This is a genomic window from Pseudomonas sp. Marseille-QA0332 (genome assembly GCF_054950175.1).
This window is the reverse complement of sequence record NZ_CM143106.1, coordinates 3,573,718-3,588,942: the sequence shown is the minus strand read 5'-3', so window position 1 is coordinate 3,588,942 and position 15,225 is coordinate 3,573,718. Positions and strand designations below refer to the sequence as shown.

16 protein-coding genes are annotated in these 15,225 nt (G+C 64.0%); 11 read left to right on the top strand and 5 right to left on the bottom strand.

Translation table 11 applies throughout. The features are described 5' to 3' along the window. The 3 genes from dut to argB all read left to right on the top strand — a co-directional run bounded on the left by dut (nucleotide 1) and on the right by argB (nucleotide 2,893). Complete coding sequence (gene dut, locus ACY8GK_RS16560) at nucleotides 1-456, top strand: dUTP diphosphatase (RefSeq protein WP_196175197.1); 456 nt, start codon at nucleotides 1-3, stop codon at nucleotides 454-456. A gap of 103 nt (nucleotides 457-559) precedes the next feature. Next, complete coding sequence (locus tag ACY8GK_RS16555; RefSeq protein WP_196175199.1) at nucleotides 560-1,957, top strand: phosphomannomutase/phosphoglucomutase; 1,398 nt, start codon at nucleotides 560-562, stop codon at nucleotides 1,955-1,957. 30 nt (nucleotides 1,958-1,987) lie between these two features. Then, nucleotides 1,988-2,893, top strand: a complete 906-nt coding sequence (gene argB / locus ACY8GK_RS16550) for an acetylglutamate kinase (protein ID WP_196175201.1) — start codon at nucleotides 1,988-1,990, stop codon at nucleotides 2,891-2,893. A gap of 57 nt (nucleotides 2,894-2,950) precedes the next feature. On the opposite strand, the gene pyrE is transcribed toward argB, so the two are convergent. Continuing rightward, nucleotides 2,951-3,592 carry an orotate phosphoribosyltransferase gene (gene pyrE / locus ACY8GK_RS16545; RefSeq protein WP_196175203.1) on the bottom strand — a complete coding sequence of 214 codons (642 nt, stop codon included), beginning with the start codon at nucleotides 3,590-3,592 and terminating at the stop codon, nucleotides 2,951-2,953. Between the two features lie 79 nt (nucleotides 3,593-3,671). Between pyrE and ACY8GK_RS16540 the strand changes: the two genes are divergently transcribed. Next, entirely contained in the window at nucleotides 3,672-4,451 is a 780-nt protein-coding gene (locus tag ACY8GK_RS16540) for an exodeoxyribonuclease III (protein WP_196175205.1), read from the top strand. Nucleotides 4,452-4,518: 67 nt separating this feature from the next. Here ACY8GK_RS16540 and rph read toward each other — a convergent pair whose 3' ends face one another. Continuing rightward, complete coding sequence (gene rph, locus ACY8GK_RS16535) at nucleotides 4,519-5,241, bottom strand: ribonuclease PH (protein ID WP_196175207.1); 723 nt, start codon at nucleotides 5,239-5,241, stop codon at nucleotides 4,519-4,521. Between the two features lie 219 nt (nucleotides 5,242-5,460). Here rph and ACY8GK_RS16530 point away from each other — a divergent pair, with 219 nt between their 5' ends. Together ACY8GK_RS16530 and gmk are read left to right on the top strand one after the other, a co-directional pair. Beyond that, a complete protein-coding gene (locus ACY8GK_RS16530; protein ID WP_196175209.1) occupies nucleotides 5,461-6,324 on the top strand; it encodes a YicC/YloC family endoribonuclease in 864 nt (287 codons plus the stop codon). Between the two features lie 13 nt (nucleotides 6,325-6,337). Continuing rightward, nucleotides 6,338-6,958 (top strand): guanylate kinase, encoded by a 621-nt coding sequence (gmk, locus tag ACY8GK_RS16525; RefSeq protein WP_196175211.1) that lies wholly within the window; start codon nucleotides 6,338-6,340, stop codon nucleotides 6,956-6,958. Nucleotides 6,959-7,089: 131 nt separating this feature from the next. Here the strand turns inward: gmk and ACY8GK_RS16520 are convergent, their stop codons facing one another. The 3 genes from ACY8GK_RS16520 to ACY8GK_RS16510 form a co-directional block, all read right to left on the bottom strand. Beyond that, nucleotides 7,090-8,628 (bottom strand): APC family permease, encoded by a 1,539-nt coding sequence (locus tag ACY8GK_RS16520; protein ID WP_196175214.1) that lies wholly within the window; start codon nucleotides 8,626-8,628, stop codon nucleotides 7,090-7,092. A 116-nt stretch (nucleotides 8,629-8,744) separates the two neighbouring features. Then, a complete protein-coding gene (locus tag ACY8GK_RS16515; protein ID WP_196175216.1) occupies nucleotides 8,745-8,942 on the bottom strand; it encodes a hypothetical protein in 198 nt (65 codons plus the stop codon). A gap of 4 nt (nucleotides 8,943-8,946) precedes the next feature. After that, nucleotides 8,947-10,329: a glutamine synthetase family protein gene (locus ACY8GK_RS16510; RefSeq protein ID WP_196175218.1), complete on the bottom strand. Its 1,383-nt coding sequence runs from the start codon at nucleotides 10,327-10,329 to the stop codon at nucleotides 8,947-8,949. A 210-nt stretch (nucleotides 10,330-10,539) separates the two neighbouring features. Here ACY8GK_RS16510 and ACY8GK_RS16505 point away from each other — a divergent pair, with 210 nt between their 5' ends. The 5 genes from ACY8GK_RS16505 to ACY8GK_RS16485 all read left to right on the top strand — a co-directional run bounded on the left by ACY8GK_RS16505 (nucleotide 10,540) and on the right by ACY8GK_RS16485 (nucleotide 15,225). Next, nucleotides 10,540-11,415, top strand: coding sequence for a LysR family transcriptional regulator (locus ACY8GK_RS16505; protein WP_196175220.1), 876 nt, complete (start codon nucleotides 10,540-10,542; stop codon nucleotides 11,413-11,415). A gap of 189 nt (nucleotides 11,416-11,604) precedes the next feature. After that, nucleotides 11,605-11,868: a DNA-directed RNA polymerase subunit omega gene (gene rpoZ / locus ACY8GK_RS16500; RefSeq protein ID WP_016394025.1), complete on the top strand. Its 264-nt coding sequence runs from the start codon at nucleotides 11,605-11,607 to the stop codon at nucleotides 11,866-11,868. A gap of 60 nt (nucleotides 11,869-11,928) precedes the next feature. Next, nucleotides 11,929-14,037 (top strand): bifunctional GTP diphosphokinase/guanosine-3',5'-bis pyrophosphate 3'-pyrophosphohydrolase, encoded by a 2,109-nt coding sequence (gene spoT / locus ACY8GK_RS16495; protein WP_196175222.1) that lies wholly within the window; start codon nucleotides 11,929-11,931, stop codon nucleotides 14,035-14,037. Between the two features lie 23 nt (nucleotides 14,038-14,060). Beyond that, nucleotides 14,061-14,441 (top strand): RidA family protein, encoded by a 381-nt coding sequence (locus ACY8GK_RS16490; RefSeq protein ID WP_196175224.1) that lies wholly within the window; start codon nucleotides 14,061-14,063, stop codon nucleotides 14,439-14,441. A gap of 46 nt (nucleotides 14,442-14,487) precedes the next feature. Then, nucleotides 14,488-15,225: a hypothetical protein gene (locus tag ACY8GK_RS16485; RefSeq protein ID WP_196175226.1), complete on the top strand. Its 738-nt coding sequence runs from the start codon at nucleotides 14,488-14,490 to the stop codon at nucleotides 15,223-15,225.

The following is a 15,225-nucleotide window of genomic DNA, read 5'->3' as shown; positions in this document are numbered from 1 at the left end:
ATGCACGCTCTTCAAGCCAAGATCCTCGACCCTCGCCTGGGCAACGAATTCCCCCTGCCCCACTATGCAACTCCTGGCTCCGCCGGGCTGGACCTGCGTGCCATGCTGCAACAGGACCTGATCCTGGAGCCTGGCCAGACCGTGCTGATCCCTACGGGCCTTGCGGTGTACATCGGCGACCCGGGCCTGGCCGCGCTGATCCTGCCCCGCTCGGGGTTGGGCCACAAGCATGGCATCGTGCTGGGCAACCTGGTCGGCCTGATCGATTCGGACTACCAGGGCGAGTTGATGGTCTCCTGCTGGAACCGTGGCCAGACCGCCTTCACCATCACCGTCGGCGAGCGCATCGCCCAGCTGATGCTGGTACCGGTCGTCCAGGCCCACTTCGATATCGTCCAGGACTTCGATGAAACCCAGCGTGGCACTGGCGGCTTCGGCCATTCCGGTACCCGCTGAACGGCACTGAAATTGCGCCAGGATGGCGAACCGTGCGTTCGATCCGTCGTCCAAGCGAGCTGTTCGCACCGCCCAACCTTCCAATGACTGGAGCCTGTTCGAGATGAAGCATCTGGCCCGCCCGATTCCGGCCTTGCCGCAAAGCATCTTCCGCGCCTATGACATCCGTGGCGTGGTGGGCCAGACGCTCGATGGCGAAACCGCCTACTGGATCGGCCGCGCCGTGGGCGCGCAAAGCCTGTCGCAAGGCGAGCCATGCGTGTCGGTCGGCCGCGACGGTCGCCTGTCCGGCCCGGTGCTGGTCGAGCAGTTGATCCAAGGGCTGGCCGATGCCGGCTGCCAGGTCAGCGATATCGGCCTGGTGCCCACGCCTGTGCTGTACTACGCGGCCCATGTGCTGGCTGGCAGGACGGCGGTGATGCTCACCGGCAGCCACAACCCGGCCGACTACAACGGCTTCAAGATCGTCATTGCCGGCGACACCTTGGCCAACGAGCAGATCCAGGCGCTGGCGCAACGCCTGCATGCCGGCGATCTGAGCGAAGGCCGAGGCGGGGTCGAACAGGTGGCGATCCTCGAGCGCTACCTTGCCCGCATCACTTCAGACGTGAGGCTGGCCAGGCCTCTGAAGGTGGTGGTGGACTGCGGCAATGGCGCTGCCGGAGTGATCGCGCCGCGCCTGCTCGAAGCCTTGGGTTGCGAGGTCGTTGCGCTGTTCTGCGAGGTCGATGGCAGCTTTCCCAATCATCATCCGGACCCAGGCAAGCCGGAAAACCTTCAGGACCTAATCGCCAAGGTCCGCCAAACCGGTGCCGATGTCGGCCTTGCCTTCGACGGCGACGGCGACCGGGTCGGCGTGGTGACCAACGCGGGCAGCGTGGTCTATCCAGATCGACTGCTGATGCTCTTCGCCGTCGACGTGCTGCAACGCAATCCGGACGCGCAGATCATCTATGACGTCAAGTGCAGTCGCCGCCTGAAGCCGCTGATCGAACAGCACGGTGGCCGCGCGCTGATGTGGAAGACGGGCCATTCGTTGATCAAGAAGAAGATGAAGCAGACCGGTGCGTTGCTCGCGGGAGAAATGAGCGGGCACATCTTCATCGCCGAGCGCTGGTATGGCTTCGATGATGGCCTCTACAGTGCCGTGCGCCTGCTCGAGATACTTGCCGCGAGCACAGCGGACGCCGAAGCGCTGTTCGCCGCGTTCCCGGACGATATTTCCACGCCGGAAATCAACATTGATGTGACCGACGAGCGTAAATTCAGCATCATTGATGCATTGCAACGCGATGCCGCCTGGGGCGATGCCGAGCTGACCAGCATCGATGGCATGCGGGTCGACTACACCCATGGCTGGGGCCTGGTGCGCGCCTCCAACACCACACCGGTGCTGGTGCTGCGGTTCGGAGCCGAAAGCGACGTCGAGCTGCAACGTATCCAGGCTGTTTTCCGCACGCAGCTGTTGCGGGTCGCCCCCGACCTGCAACTGCCGTTCTGACCGACCAACCGTTCCTTGCTGGAGCCCTGCATGACCCTCGATCGCGACGCCGCTTCCCATGTTGCCCAGGTGCTGTCCGAAGCGCTGCCCTACATTCGCCGCTTTGTCGGCAAGACCCTGGTGATCAAGTACGGCGGCAACGCGATGGAGAGCGAAGAGCTCAAGATCGGCTTCGCCCGCGACATCGTGCTGATGAAGGCCGTCGGCATAAACCCGGTGGTCGTCCATGGCGGCGGCCCGCAGATCGCCGACCTGCTCAAGCGCCTGTCGATCGAGAGCAGTTTCATCGACGGCATGCGCGTCACCGATTCGCAGACCATGGACGTGGTGGAAATGGTGCTTGGCGGCCAGGTCAACAAGTCCATCGTCAACCTGATCAACCGCCATGGCGGTCGCGCCATCGGCCTGACCGGCAAGGACGCGGAACTGATCCGCGCCAGGAAGCTGACCGTCAGTCGCCAGACCGCCGACATGAGCAGCCCGCAAATCGTCGACATCGGTCAGGTCGGCGAGGTCGCGCAGGTCAATACCGACCTGCTGGACATGCTGGTCCAGGGCGACTTCATCCCGGTCATCGCGCCGATCGGGGTCGGTGCCGATGGCGAGTCCTACAACATCAACGCCGACCTGGTCGCCGGCAAGGTCGCCGAGGCCCTCAAGGCCGAAAAGCTCATGCTGCTGACCAACATCGCCGGCCTGATGGACAAGCAGGGCAACGTGCTGACCGGCCTGACCACCGAGCAGGTCAACGGCCTGATCGCCGATGGCACCATCTATGGCGGCATGCTGCCGAAGATCAGGTGCGCGCTGGAGGCGGTACAAGGTGGCGTCAACAGCTCGCACATCATCGACGGCCGAGTGCCGAACGCCGTGCTGCTGGAGATCTTCACCGACACGGGCGTGGGCACACTGATCACCAATCACAAGCCCCACTGAGCGCAGCGCAAATGAAAAAGGCGACCTTCGGGTCGCCTTTTTCATGGTCGCGCCAGCTCAGATGCCGTACTGCGCCCGATAGGCTTCGACAGCCGGCAGGTGCTGCTTGAGCTGGGGGTCATCGGCGAGGAATTCGAGTACCTGGGTCAGCGAGACGATGCTCACTACCGGGATGCCGAAGTCGCGCTCGACTTCCTGGATCGCCGAAAGCTCGCCATTGCCACGCTCTTCGCGGTTGAGCGCGATCAGCACCCCGGCGGCCCTGGCCTGCTGGGCCTGGATGATCTGCATGACTTCACGGATGGCGGTGCCCGCGGTGATCACGTCGTCGATGATCAGCACATCGCCAGCCAGCGGGGCGCCAACCAGGCTGCCACCTTCGCCGTGATCCTTGGCTTCCTTGCGGTTGAAGCACCAAGGCACGTCGAGGCCGTGCTGCTCGGCCAGCGCCACGGCCGTGGCGGCCGCCAGGGGAATACCCTTGTAGGCGGGCCCGAACAGCACGTCGAACGCAAGCTTGCCATCGACGATCGCGGCGGCATAGCAGCGACCCAGCTGGGCCAGGGCCGAACCGCTGTTGAACAGGCCGGCGTTGAAGAAGTATGGGCTGGTACGCCCCGATTTCAGGGTGAATTCACCGAAGCGCAGCACGCCGCGATCGATGGCAAAACGGATGAAGTCGCGCTGATACGGCTGCATGAGAGTCCCGGATACCACGGATTTAGCTAAATGAGTTGAGCTCGGGTATCATACACGCACGAGATTTTTGGGGCCATTTATGCGGATCATCAGTGTGAACGTGAATGGCATTCAGGCTGCGGCCGAGCGTGGATTGCTCAGCTGGCTGCAAGCCCAGAATGCCGACGTCATCTGCCTTCAGGATACCCGCGCCTCGGCCTTTGAACTCGACGACCCGGCTTTTCAGCTCGATGGCTACTTCCTGTACGCCTGCGACGCGGAAGTGCCCGCCCAAGGTGGCGTGGCGCTGTATTCGCGGATGCAGCCCAAGGCAGTCATCACTGGCCTGGGCTTCGAGACAGCCGACCGCTATGGGCGTTACCTGCAGGCCGATTTCGACAAGGTAAGCATCGCCAGCCTGCTGCTGCCTTCGGGAATGAACGGCGACGAAGACTTGAACCAGAAATTCAAGTTGATGGACGACTTCGCCAAGTACCTGGACAAGCAGCGGCGCAAGCGGCGCGAGTACATCTACTGCGGCTCGCTCTACGTGGCGCAGCAGAAGCTCGACATCAAGAACTGGCGCGACAGCCAGCAGTCGCCTGGCTTCCTGCCGCCCGAGCGCGCCTGGATGGATACCATCATCGGCGACATGGGCTACGTCGATGCCTTACGCGAGGTCAGTCGCGAGGGCGACCAGTACAGCTGGTGGCCGGACAACGAACAGGCCGAGATGCTCAACCTCGGCTATCGGTTCGACTACCAGGTTCTCACGCCTGGCCTGCGCCGCTTCGTGCGCAATGCCCGTCTGCCCCGTCAGCCGCGATTCTCGCAGCACGCGCCGCTGATCGTGGACTACGACTGGACGCTGACCATCTGAGCCTGCGCAAGCCATGAAAAAGCCGACTTCACGTCGGCTTTTTCATGGCTGCGGCGCGACTTTAGGATCAATCGGCCAGCACGGCACGCTGCTGCTCGAACAGCTCTCCCATGCCCTTCTGCGCGAGCGCCAGCATGGCATTGAGTTCGGCCGGCTGGAACGGCGCGCCTTCGGCGGTGCCCTGCACCTCGATGAACCCACCGGCGCTGGTCATGACCACGTTCAGGTCGGTCTCGGCCGCGGAATCCTCGAGGTAATCCAGATCCAGAACCGCCTCGCCCTGGTACATGCCGACCGAAACCGCGGCGATCATGTACTTCAGCGGGTCCCCGGCCTTGAGGCCACCGCGCTTCTTGATCACCCGCAGCGCATCGACCAGCGCGACCATGGCGCCGGTGATGGAGGCGGTGCGAGTCCCGCCATCGGCCTGGATCACGTCGCAGTCGACATACAAGGTGACGTCGCCCAGCTTGCTCATGTCCAGCGCCGCGCGCAGGGAGCGACCGATCAGGCGCTGGATTTCCAGGGTACGGCCTCCTTGCTTGCCGCGACTGGCCTCGCGCTGGTTACGCTCGCCGGTGGAGCGCGGCAGCATGCCGTACTCGGCGGTGAGCCAGCCTTGACCCTGGCCCTTGAGAAAGCGTGGGACACCATTCTCGACGCTGACCGTGCAGACGACCTTGGTGTCGCCAAACTCGACCAGTACCGACCCCTCGGCGTGCTTGGTGTAGTTGCGGGTGATGCGGATCGAGCGCAGCTGATCGGCAACGCGACCACTTGGACGTTTCATGTGGGATACCTGTACCGGGACTTGAATCTGTCGAGCATTATAGAGCCCGCGGCCCGCCGAGGACATGCCTATCGTCGCGGCTGGCCGCTGACCACGGAGCGCCGCCGGCTGCGCGGGCGATGCGCGAGGCCGGATTGGGCGCCAGCGTCGCACTGCGCTACAATCCTGCGCCTTGCAGCCGAAAGGCTTACTTTCCCCTGACTTACGCGAGGTACACCCATGGTGCACAGCATGACCGCTTTTGCTCGAGTCGAGCGCGCTGGCCGCCAAGGTACCCTGGTCTGGGAATTGCGCTCGGTCAACCACCGCTACCTCGAACCCCACCTGCGCCTCCCCGAGGCATTGCGCGACCTCGAGGGCGCGGTGCGCGAAGGGCTGCGCCAAGGCCTCTCGCGCGGCAAGATCGAATGCACGCTGCGCCTGAGCGAGGACAGCGCCGGCAAGCCGCTGCAGGTCGACCGGGAGCGCGCCGCCCAACTGGTCGCTGCCGCCGAGACGGTCGCGGACCTGATCAGCCAGCCAGCGCCGCTCAACCCGCTCGAAGTGCTGGCCTGGCCAGGCGTGCTGGTCGCCGACGCCAGCGATCCCCAGGCCTTGGGCGCCGAAGCCATGGCGCTGTTCGACGAAGCCCTGGCCCAGCTCAAGGCCGGGCGGGCGCGCGAAGGCGTCGAGCTGGCGCGCCTGATCAACGAACGACTGGACAGCATGGCCAGCGAAGTGACCACCCTGCGCGCGCTGGTGCCTCAGATGCTGGCTGCCCAGCGCCAGAAACTGCTGGACCGCTTCGCCGACCTGCGGAGCGAACTCGACCCGCAGCGCCTGGAACAGGAGATGGTCATCCTGGCCCAGAAAAGCGATGTCGCCGAAGAGCTCGATCGTCTCAGCACCCATGTCGCCGAAGTACGTCGGGTCCTCAAGTCAGGCGGCGCCACCGGCCGGCGCCTGGACTTCCTGATGCAGGAGCTCAATCGCGAGGCCAACACCCTGGGCTCCAAGGCCTTCGACCCGCGTAGCACGCAAGCGGCGGTCAACCTCAAGGTGCTGATCGAACAGATGCGTGAACAAGTACAGAATATCGAGTAAGGCCATCGCCACCATGAACCACACCAGCGGCACCCTCTACATCGTCTCGGCACCCTCCGGGGCCGGCAAGACCAGCCTGGTCAAGGCACTGACCGACGCCGACCCGTCGATCCGCGTTTCGGTATCGCACACCACCCGGAGCATGCGCCCGGGCGAGCAGCACGGCGTGAACTACCACTTCGTCGAGCGCGAGGCATTCCAGGCCCTGATCGCCGAGGGCGACTTCCTCGAGCACGCCGAAGTGTTCGGCAATTTCTACGGCACCTCGCGCAGCGCCTTGCAGCAGACCCTCGACCAGGGCCATGACCTGATCCTCGAGATCGACTGGCAAGGCGCGCAGCAGGTGCGCAAGCTGATGCCCCAGGCGCGCTCGATCTTCATCCTGCCGCCAAGCCGACAAGCCCTGCGCCAGCGGCTGGACAATCGTGGACAGGACAGCGACGAGATCATCGACGGGCGCATGCGCGAAGCCGTCAGCGAAATGGCGCACTATCACGAGTACGACTACATCATCATCAACGATGAATTCGCCGTGGCCCTGGAAGACCTCAAGGCCATCTTCCGGGCCAATCGCCTGCAGTCGAAGAGCCAGCAGCAGCGCTACACCGCGCTGCTCGAACAGCTGCTGGCCTGAGGTCAGGGTTTCCAGGCGCGTCACCGGGGCAGCGGCGCAAGTTGCAGGGCCGCCTCGCGGCCCATCGTCAGGTCTGCAGGGAGCGGCCCGCCCCGGCTGCAGCCGCTCCCTGCATCTGCACGCCCCTTCCTTCAGCGCTCCTGCAGGTGCAAGGTCGCCTGCTGTTCCAGCGTGGCGCCAAGGAAATAGGCCGGCGCGCGCAATCGCGACAGGCCCATCAGGACGATCCCCAGCAGCGAAATGATCATGGCGATCACGAACACCAGGCCCAGCCCACCGACATGCGAGCCGCTGCCGAAGTCAGGCGATGCGCTGTCGATCGCCGTCCGCACGAAGATCACCGAGAGAATCGCGCCGCCAAGCAGCGGGCAGAGTCCGCGCATCAGGAAATTGCGCAGGCTGCTGAACAGGCTGCGGCGGAAATACCACACGCAGGCATAGGCCGTCAGCGAGTAGTAGAAGCAGATCATCATCCCCAGCGCGGTGATGGTATCGGCCAGCACGTTCTCGCTGAGCGTGCGCATGGTCACGTAGAACACCCCGGCAGCGATGCCGGCGCAGATGGTGGCATAGCGTGGCGTCTGCGAACGCGGGCAGACCTTGGCGAAGCGCCGAGGTACCGCACCGTAGTAGCCCATGGCGAGCAAGGTGCGCGCCGGCGAGACGAAGGTCGATTGCAGGGAGGCTGCGGTGCTGGCCAGCACGGCGATGGACATCAGGATCGCGAGTGGCCCCATGACCGGACCGGCCAGGTGGGCGAACACGTTTTCCTGGATGCGCGGATTGCCAAGCCCCAGCCCGACATCGCTGATGCCAGCGAACTGCAGCGTGGCTATGCCGGTGAGCAGGTACAGGCCAAGGATCAGCAGCACGGTCCAGGTGGCCGCCTTGCCCGGTACCTCCGCGCTGCCTACCGATTCCTCGCTCACGGTCAGGCACACGTCCCAGCCCCAGAAGATGAAGATCGACAAGGACAGGCCGGCGGCGAAGGCCGAGAACGAATCGACCCCGAACGGGTTGAACCAGTCGAAGTCGAACGCCAGCGGTGGCGGTGCGGTTGTCTCGCCGAAGGCGGCGAAGGCGAAGCCGATCAATACCAGCAGTTGCAGCGCTACCAGCCCGTACTGCACGGTCATGGTGGTCCCCATGCCTCGACAGCATATCCAGACCGCCAGGGCGATGAAGACGCAACAGGTGATGATGTTGACCAGCAGGTTGTCGCTCAGCGCGACCACCGCCTCGCTACCGGTGACCTGGCCGAGGAACAGGTAGAAGAAGTCCACCGCCACGCCAGCCAGGTTGGAGAGCACGATGGTGGTCGCCGTGACCAGGCCCCAGCCACCGATCCAGCCGATCATCGGTCCGAAGGCCCGTGCCGACCAGGTGAAGGAAGTTCCGCTGTCCGGCTCCGCGGCGTTGAGCTCACGGTAGCCCAGGGCCACGAGCAGCATGGGCAGGAAGCCGACGATGAACACCGCCGGAAGGTGGGCGCCGACCTCGCGCACGGTCGGGCCGAGCGCGCCGGTCAGGGTATAGACCGGGGCGATGGTGGAGATGCCGAGCACCACGCTGGCTAGCAGGCCCAGGCTGCCCTTGGCCAGGCCCTTGCCGGCCCGGCCGTTGTCTGTCGCCGCGTCGGGCGGGCGACCGGATTCAGTGTATTCGCTCATGAGTATCTGCCGTCGATATTGGTATTGTTCTACGAGCCTTCGCAAAGGCCCGCTTTCACTCATTCGAAGCTTGCTGCTGGGACAGGCTTGCCCGTCCATGCGTGGTCAGGATGCTTTCAGCGCTGCTCCTCCCGCTGTCGATAGCCGATGAGGGTTTCGTCGAAAGCCAGGGAAACCGGCTCGGACCCGATGGCCGGCCAGTCGCGGTGGGCCGGCCATTGTAATGATGTGGCTCGACATTTGAAGGCGAGCCATGGAAAAGACGCCTGGCAGCAGGCGCGGGTAGCGATCATCGAAGGCATGTTCGCGCTCATGGGTTCACACCGTGTGCAGGTACCAGTTGTACTCGAGGTCGGAAATCGACACCTCGAACTCGGCCAGCTCGCTTTCCTTGCAGGCGACGAAGATGTCGATGTAGTCCGGACTGATGTACTGGTTGAGGATTTCGCTGTCGTCCAGGGCGCGCAAGGCATCGCGCAGGTTGTTCGGCAGGCTCTGCCCGAGCTGCTCGTAGGCATTGCCTTGCACCGGCTCGCCAGGCTCCGTGGCATGGGTCAGGCCGTGGTGGATACCTGCGAGGATCGCCGCCAGCATCAGATAGGGATTGGCGTCGGCGCCAGCCACCCGGTGCTCGATGCGTACGGCATCGCTGCTGCCGGTAGGCACGCGCACGGCGACGGTGCGGTTGTCCAGGCCCCAGCTGGGTGCGTTGGGTACGTAGAACTGCGAGCCGAAACGGCGATAGGAGTTGATGTTCGGGCAAAGAAAAGCCATGGATGCCGGCAAGGTTTCCAAGATGCCGCCCACCGCATGGCGCAGCGATTCGTTGTGCGACGGCTGCTCGCTGGCGAAGATGTTCCGGCCAGTCTTGCGATCGAGCAGCGAGATGTGCACATGCAGGCCATTGCCCGCCTGGTCCGGATAGGGCTTGGCCATGAAGGTCGAGTCCATCTCGTGGTCATAGGCGATGTTCTTGATCAGCCGCTTGAGCAGGATGGCATGGTCGCAGGCCTTGAACGGATCGGCGATGTGCCTGAGATTGACTTCGAACTGGGCCGGCGCGCTTTCCTTGACGATCGCGTCGGCCGGCAGGCCCTGCTCCTTGGCCGCTTCGAGCATGTCCTGGAGACACTCGGCATACTCGTCCAGGTCATCGATCAGGTAGACCTGCGTCGAGCGCGGGCGCTTGCCTGAAAGCGGCGAACGTGGCGGCTGCGGGCGGCCGTTGAGATTGTCCTGGTCGATGAGGTAGAACTCCAGCTCGAACGCCGCGCAGACATCCAGCCCCATGTCGTCGAACCGGCTCACGACCTGGCGCAGCACCTCTCTCGGATCGGCGAAGAATGGCGCCCCGTCGAGCTCATGCATGGTCATCAGCAACTGGGCGGTGGGGCGCTTCTGCCAGGGTTCGTTGGACAACGTGCCAGGAATCGGAAAACAGATGCGATCGGCATCGCCGATGTCCAGGCCAAGGCCGGTGCTCTCGACGGTCGAGCCGTTGATGTCCAGCGCGAACAGCGACGCTGGCAGGTTGATGCCGCGTTCGTAGACCTTGTGCAGGCTCGCCCGCTCGATACGCTTGCCGCGGACCACGCCATTCATGTCGGATATCAGCAAGTCGACGAACTGTGTGTCCGGGTGAGCCTTGAGAAACTCGTTCATCTCGCTGGAATGGCTGGCGCACGGGGAGACCGACGTCATGACGTACATCCTTTGATGGCAATGGAGCAGCGATGTGGGAGGCGGCGGAGCGTGCCTCGAAAGTGACGATGGATGGAGCTGTTGTTCTTTTCACTGTCCCATCGGGGGAACTGGTTCGCCCCAGGAGGATTTGCTAACCGGGCGCCGTTTCACTATAAAATGGCCCCCACGCAACAGATATTGGCATTCCGGCAAGCAGAGCGTGCACTCATGCAATACCAGATCTCTCATGCCGACCTTTCGCTGGTCCTCGCCCTGGAACGTGGCCGTTCGCTGGCCAAGGCAGCCGAGCTGCTCAAGGTCGACGTTTCGACCGTTTTCCGCTCCGTTCGCCGCCTGGAGTCGGCGCTCGGCACGGCGCTGTTCATCAAGAGCCGCAAAGGCTACCTGCCGACCGATACGGCCCAGGCCCTCGCCGAACAGGCCGAGCGCGCCGAACAGGCCCTGGAGGCCGCGCGCATCGCCCTGACGAGCGGCGAGCAAGTGGTCAGCGGCACCGTCCGGCTGACCTGTACCGAAGCCGTGCTGCACAGCCTGCTGCTGCCGGCCCTGGCCAGCTTCATGCCTGGCTATCCAGCCCTTTCCCTGGAACTGGGGACTTCCAATACCTTCGCCAACCTCAGCCGTCGCGATGCCGACATCGCCCTGCGCCTGACCAATACGCCACCGGAACACCTGGTCGGCAGATGCCTGGGCTCGACCTCCTATGTGATCTGCGGTCGTCCCGAATGGCGCGAGCGCCTGGCCCAGGCGCCGACCAGCGTTCCCTGGATCACGCCTGACGACTCGATGCAGGACCATCCGACCGTGGTCTGGCGCAATCAGCAGTATCCCGGGCTGGTGCCGCGCTACCAGTGCAGTGGCATGTCCACCCTGGCCCAGCTGGCCAGCACTGGCATGGGCGTGGCCGCCGTGGCGGACTACATGGTCAGCAGCCTGCCGGGCGTCGAGGCACTGAGCGGGCCGCTGCCCGGCTGCGATACCCAGCTATGGCTGCTGACGCGCCCGGACTGCCGGGCCTTGCGCTCGGTCCAGACCTTGTTCGAGGAACTCACGCCGCGCCTGCGTGACGCGTTGTTGCGCTGAAGCCACGCCAGCCTGTTCAAGCATCCCGCGAGCCGGTATGTTCGGTGGGTGGCAGGCTATCCCGAGCCGCCCGTCCGACGGCGGCCTGCAAATCAACGCTTCCCTATTGGCTGGTGATTTTTTAAACTGTCGAGTCCGCCAGCCCGTCCTGGGCTGCTTGCATACCGTATTCTGCTACCGAGGAAGACCATGGCCCGCGTAACCGTTGAAGACTGTCTAGAACACGTGGATAACCGCTTCGAGCTGGTCATGCTCTCGACCAAGCGTGCTCGCCAGCTGGCCACCGGTGGCAAGGAGCCGCGCGTGGCATGGGAAAACGACAAGCCGACCGTGGTCGCCCTGCGCGAAATCGCCGAAGGCATCGTCACGCCCGAGTTCATCGCCGCTGAAGAGATCGTGACGGAAGACCCGGTCTTCGCCGCGTTCGAGGATGAGTCCAACGAGGCCGTCTGACAGCATGCCGGGTCGAAGTCGCGAGGTACACATTCCCCTTGCCGGGCTGGAGATTCGCTCATGCCGAGCATAGACGTCCTCGCCGACCGGCTGTCGACCTACCTGGGTCCGGAACAGGTCAACCTGGTCCGACGGGCCTATTTCTACGCCGAACAGGCCCACGACGGCCAACGCCGTCGTAGCGGCGAGCCCTACGTCACCCATCCCCTGGCGGTGGCGAACATCCTTGCCGACATGCACATGGACCATCAGAGCCTGATGGCCGCCATGCTGCATGACGTGATCGAAGATACCGGCATCGCCAAGGAAGCGCTCAGCCAGCAGTTCGGCGAGACCGTCGCCGAACTGGTCGATGGGGTCAGCAAGCTGACCCAGATGAACTTCGAGACCAAGGCCGAGGCGCAGGCCGAGAACTTCCAGAAGATGGCCATGGCCATGGCCCGCGATATCCGCGTGATCCTGGTCAAGCTGGCCGACCGGCTGCACAACATGCGTACGCTGGAGGTGCTGTCCGGGGAGAAGCGCCGCCGCATCGCCAAGGAAACCCTGGAGATCTACGCACCCATCGCCAACCGCCTGGGCATGCACAATGTGCGCGTGGAATTCGAGGACCTGGGCTTCAAGGCCATGTACCCGATGCGCTCGGCGCGCATCCACCAGGCAGTCAAGCGCGCCCGTGGCAATCGCAAGGAAATCGTCGCCAAGATCGAGCAGTCGCTGGCCCACTGCCTAGTCGTGGATGGCATCGAGGGCGAGGTGAGCGGTCGCCAGAAGCACCTCTATGGCATCTACAAGAAGATGCGTGGCAAGCACCGCGCCTTCAACGAGATCATGGATGTCTATGCCTTCCGCATCATCGTCGACAAGGTCGATACCTGCTATCGGGTGCTTGGCGCGGTGCACAACCTCTACAAGCCGCTGCCCGGCCGCTTCAAGGACTACATCGCGATTCCCAAGGCCAACGGCTACCAGTCCCTGCACACCACCCTGTTCGGCATGCATGGCGTGCCCATCGAGATCCAGATCCGCACCCGCGAGATGGAAGAGATGGCCAACAACGGCATCGCCGCTCACTGGCTGTACAAGTCCAGCGACGACGAGCTACCCAAGGGCAATCATGCCCGCGCGCGGCAGTGGGTCAAGGGCGTGCTCGAATTGCAGCAGCGCGCAGGCAACTCGCTGGAATTCATCGAGAGCGTGAAGATCGACCTGTTTCCCGACGAGGTCTACGTCTTCACCCCCAAGGGCCGCATCATGGAGTTGCCCAAGGGCTCGACCGCGGTGGACTTCGCCTATGCGGTCCATACCGACGTCGGCAACAGTTGCATCGCCTGCCGCATCAACCGCCGCCTGGCACCGCTGTCCGAGCCCCTGCAAAGCGGCTCGACGGTGGAGATCGTCAGCGCTCCAGGCGCGCGCCCAAACCCGGCCTGGCTCAATTTCGTGGTCACCGGGAAAGCCCGCACGCACATTCGCCATGCCCTGAAGCTGCAACGTCGCTCCGAGTCGATCAGCCTCGGCGAACGGCTGTTGAACAAGGCGCTCACCGGTTTCGACAGCAGTCTCGACAAGATCCCCATCGAGCGCATCCAGGCGATCCTGGCCGAGTACCGGCTGGAACTGGTCGAGGACCTGCTCGAGGATATCGGCTTGGGCAATCGCATGGCCTATGTGGTCGCCCGGCGTCTGCTCTCGGCCGAGGGCGAACAGCTTCCGGCGCCTGAAGGTCCCCTGGCGATCCGCGGCACCGAAGGCCTGGTGATGAGCTATGCCAAATGCTGCACACCGATTCCGGGCGATCCCATCGTCGGCCATCTGTCGGCCGGCAAGGGCATGGTGGTTCACCTGGACAACTGCCGTAACATCAGCGAAATCCGCCACAATCCGGAAAAATGCATCCAGCTTTCCTGGGCCAAGGATGTCTCCGGCGAATTCAATGTCGAGCTGCGCGTGGAACTCGAGCACCAGCGTGGCCTGATCGCCTTGCTGGCCAGCAGCGTGAACGCTGCCGACGGCAACATCGAGAAGATCAGCATGGACGAACGCGACGGCCGTATCAGCGTGGTCCAGCTGGTGGTCAGCGTACGCGACCGCGTGCATCTGGCCCGTGTGATCAAGAAACTGCGTACCCTGCTTGGCGTGGTGCGGATCACCCGCATGCGTACGTAGTCCGTCAACCGCAAGGAGTCAACATGACCAAGACCGTCATCAACAGCGACAAGGCCCCTGCCGCCATCGGCACCTACTCCCAGGCGATCAAGGCCGGCAATACCGTGTACATGTCCGGGCAGATTCCGCTGGACCCGAAAACCATGGAGCTGGTCGAGGGCTTCGAGGCCCAGACCGTGCAGGTCTTCGAGAACCTCAAGGCAGTGGCCGAGGCGGCTGGCGGTTCGTTCAAGGATATCGTCAAGCTCAACATCTTCCTGACCGACCTGGGCCACTTCGCCAAGGTCAACGAAGTCATGGGCCGTTATTTCGAACAGCCTTATCCAGCTCGTGCCGCCATCGGCGTCGCTGCGCTGCCCAAGGGCGCCCAGGTCGAGATGGACGCCATTCTGGTCCTGGAGTGAAATCCTGGCGACGGGGCTTCCCGTCGCCTTGCCGAGGGGCCTTGTCATGCGATACGCATTGTTTCCCGTACTGGCCGTGCTGTGCCTGGTCGGCTGCGCGAGCCATGAACCCCAGGACTTCGACGGTACCTGGATAAACCAGCAGGCCATCGAGGCCGCCGCCAAGGGCGACAGTCTGCGCCAGGCATTGGCCAGTCATGGACCGGTCTTCGAGTGGCGGGTCGATACCGCTCACCGCCAGGCCCGCTATGGCAATGGCTTCGAAGTGGTCCAGGGTCGCCTGGAGAACGTCGATGGCGACCACTGGCAAGCGACCTTCGACGATGCCCGATCGGCACAGCTGAGCCTAGACGGCAAGACGCTCGTGCAGGCGCCGGGCACCTCCAGCCAGGCGCTCGAGTTCGAACGAGCCGCCTCTGCGGCGTCGGACCAGGCGCCTGTAGGCGCCAGTTTCGAAAAGGCCCTCTATGCCAGCTACCTCGGTGGTGAATGGGCAATCGTCGAAGGTCCCGGCCAGGGCGGCCGGGTGCGCTTCCATGACGATGGAACGGTCGAGGGGCTGCCCGCGCTGGACCGCTATGCTCTGTGCCTGGCGGGCGCCTGCACGTCGCTGAGCGGCGAGCACGACAGTCTCTGGCTGGAGCGCGAGCGTCGCGGCGGCCCATGGATCTTCAAGCGCGAAGGCGACACCCTGGAAATCCTGCAAGCCATCAACAGCGCCCGACCAGACGAGATGCCTCGACTGACGCCAGGTGCTCGCCAGTGGCTGCTGGAGCGTGACTGA

Bases quoted from the DNA above. Each gene is read 5' to 3' on its own strand.
- dut (WP_196175197.1), top strand. From the start codon at position 1: ATGCACGCTCTTCAAGCCAAGATCCTCGACCCTCGCCTGGGCAACGAA.
- ACY8GK_RS16555 (WP_196175199.1), top strand. From the start codon at position 560: ATGAAGCATCTGGCCCGCCCGATTCCGGCCTTGCCGCAAAGCATCTTC.
- argB (WP_196175201.1), top strand. From the start codon at position 1,988: ATGACCCTCGATCGCGACGCCGCTTCCCATGTTGCCCAGGTGCTGTCC.
- pyrE (WP_196175203.1), bottom strand. From the start codon at position 3,592: ATGCAGCCGTATCAGCGCGACTTCATCCGTTTTGCCATCGATCGCGGC.
- ACY8GK_RS16540 (WP_196175205.1), top strand. From the start codon at position 3,672: ATGCGGATCATCAGTGTGAACGTGAATGGCATTCAGGCTGCGGCCGAG.
- rph (WP_196175207.1), bottom strand. From the start codon at position 5,241: ATGAAACGTCCAAGTGGTCGCGTTGCCGATCAGCTGCGCTCGATCCGC.
- ACY8GK_RS16530 (WP_196175209.1), top strand. From the start codon at position 5,461: ATGGTGCACAGCATGACCGCTTTTGCTCGAGTCGAGCGCGCTGGCCGC.
- gmk (WP_196175211.1), top strand. From the start codon at position 6,338: ATGAACCACACCAGCGGCACCCTCTACATCGTCTCGGCACCCTCCGGG.
- ACY8GK_RS16520 (WP_196175214.1), bottom strand. From the start codon at position 8,628: ATGAGCGAATACACTGAATCCGGTCGCCCGCCCGACGCGGCGACAGAC.
- ACY8GK_RS16515 (WP_196175216.1), bottom strand. From the start codon at position 8,942: ATGAGCGCGAACATGCCTTCGATGATCGCTACCCGCGCCTGCTGCCAG.
- ACY8GK_RS16510 (WP_196175218.1), bottom strand. From the start codon at position 10,329: ATGACGTCGGTCTCCCCGTGCGCCAGCCATTCCAGCGAGATGAACGAG.
- ACY8GK_RS16505 (WP_196175220.1), top strand. From the start codon at position 10,540: ATGCAATACCAGATCTCTCATGCCGACCTTTCGCTGGTCCTCGCCCTG.
- rpoZ (WP_016394025.1), top strand. From the start codon at position 11,605: ATGGCCCGCGTAACCGTTGAAGACTGTCTAGAACACGTGGATAACCGC.
- spoT (WP_196175222.1), top strand. From the start codon at position 11,929: ATGCCGAGCATAGACGTCCTCGCCGACCGGCTGTCGACCTACCTGGGT.
- ACY8GK_RS16490 (WP_196175224.1), top strand. From the start codon at position 14,061: ATGACCAAGACCGTCATCAACAGCGACAAGGCCCCTGCCGCCATCGGC.
- ACY8GK_RS16485 (WP_196175226.1), top strand. From the start codon at position 14,488: ATGCGATACGCATTGTTTCCCGTACTGGCCGTGCTGTGCCTGGTCGGC.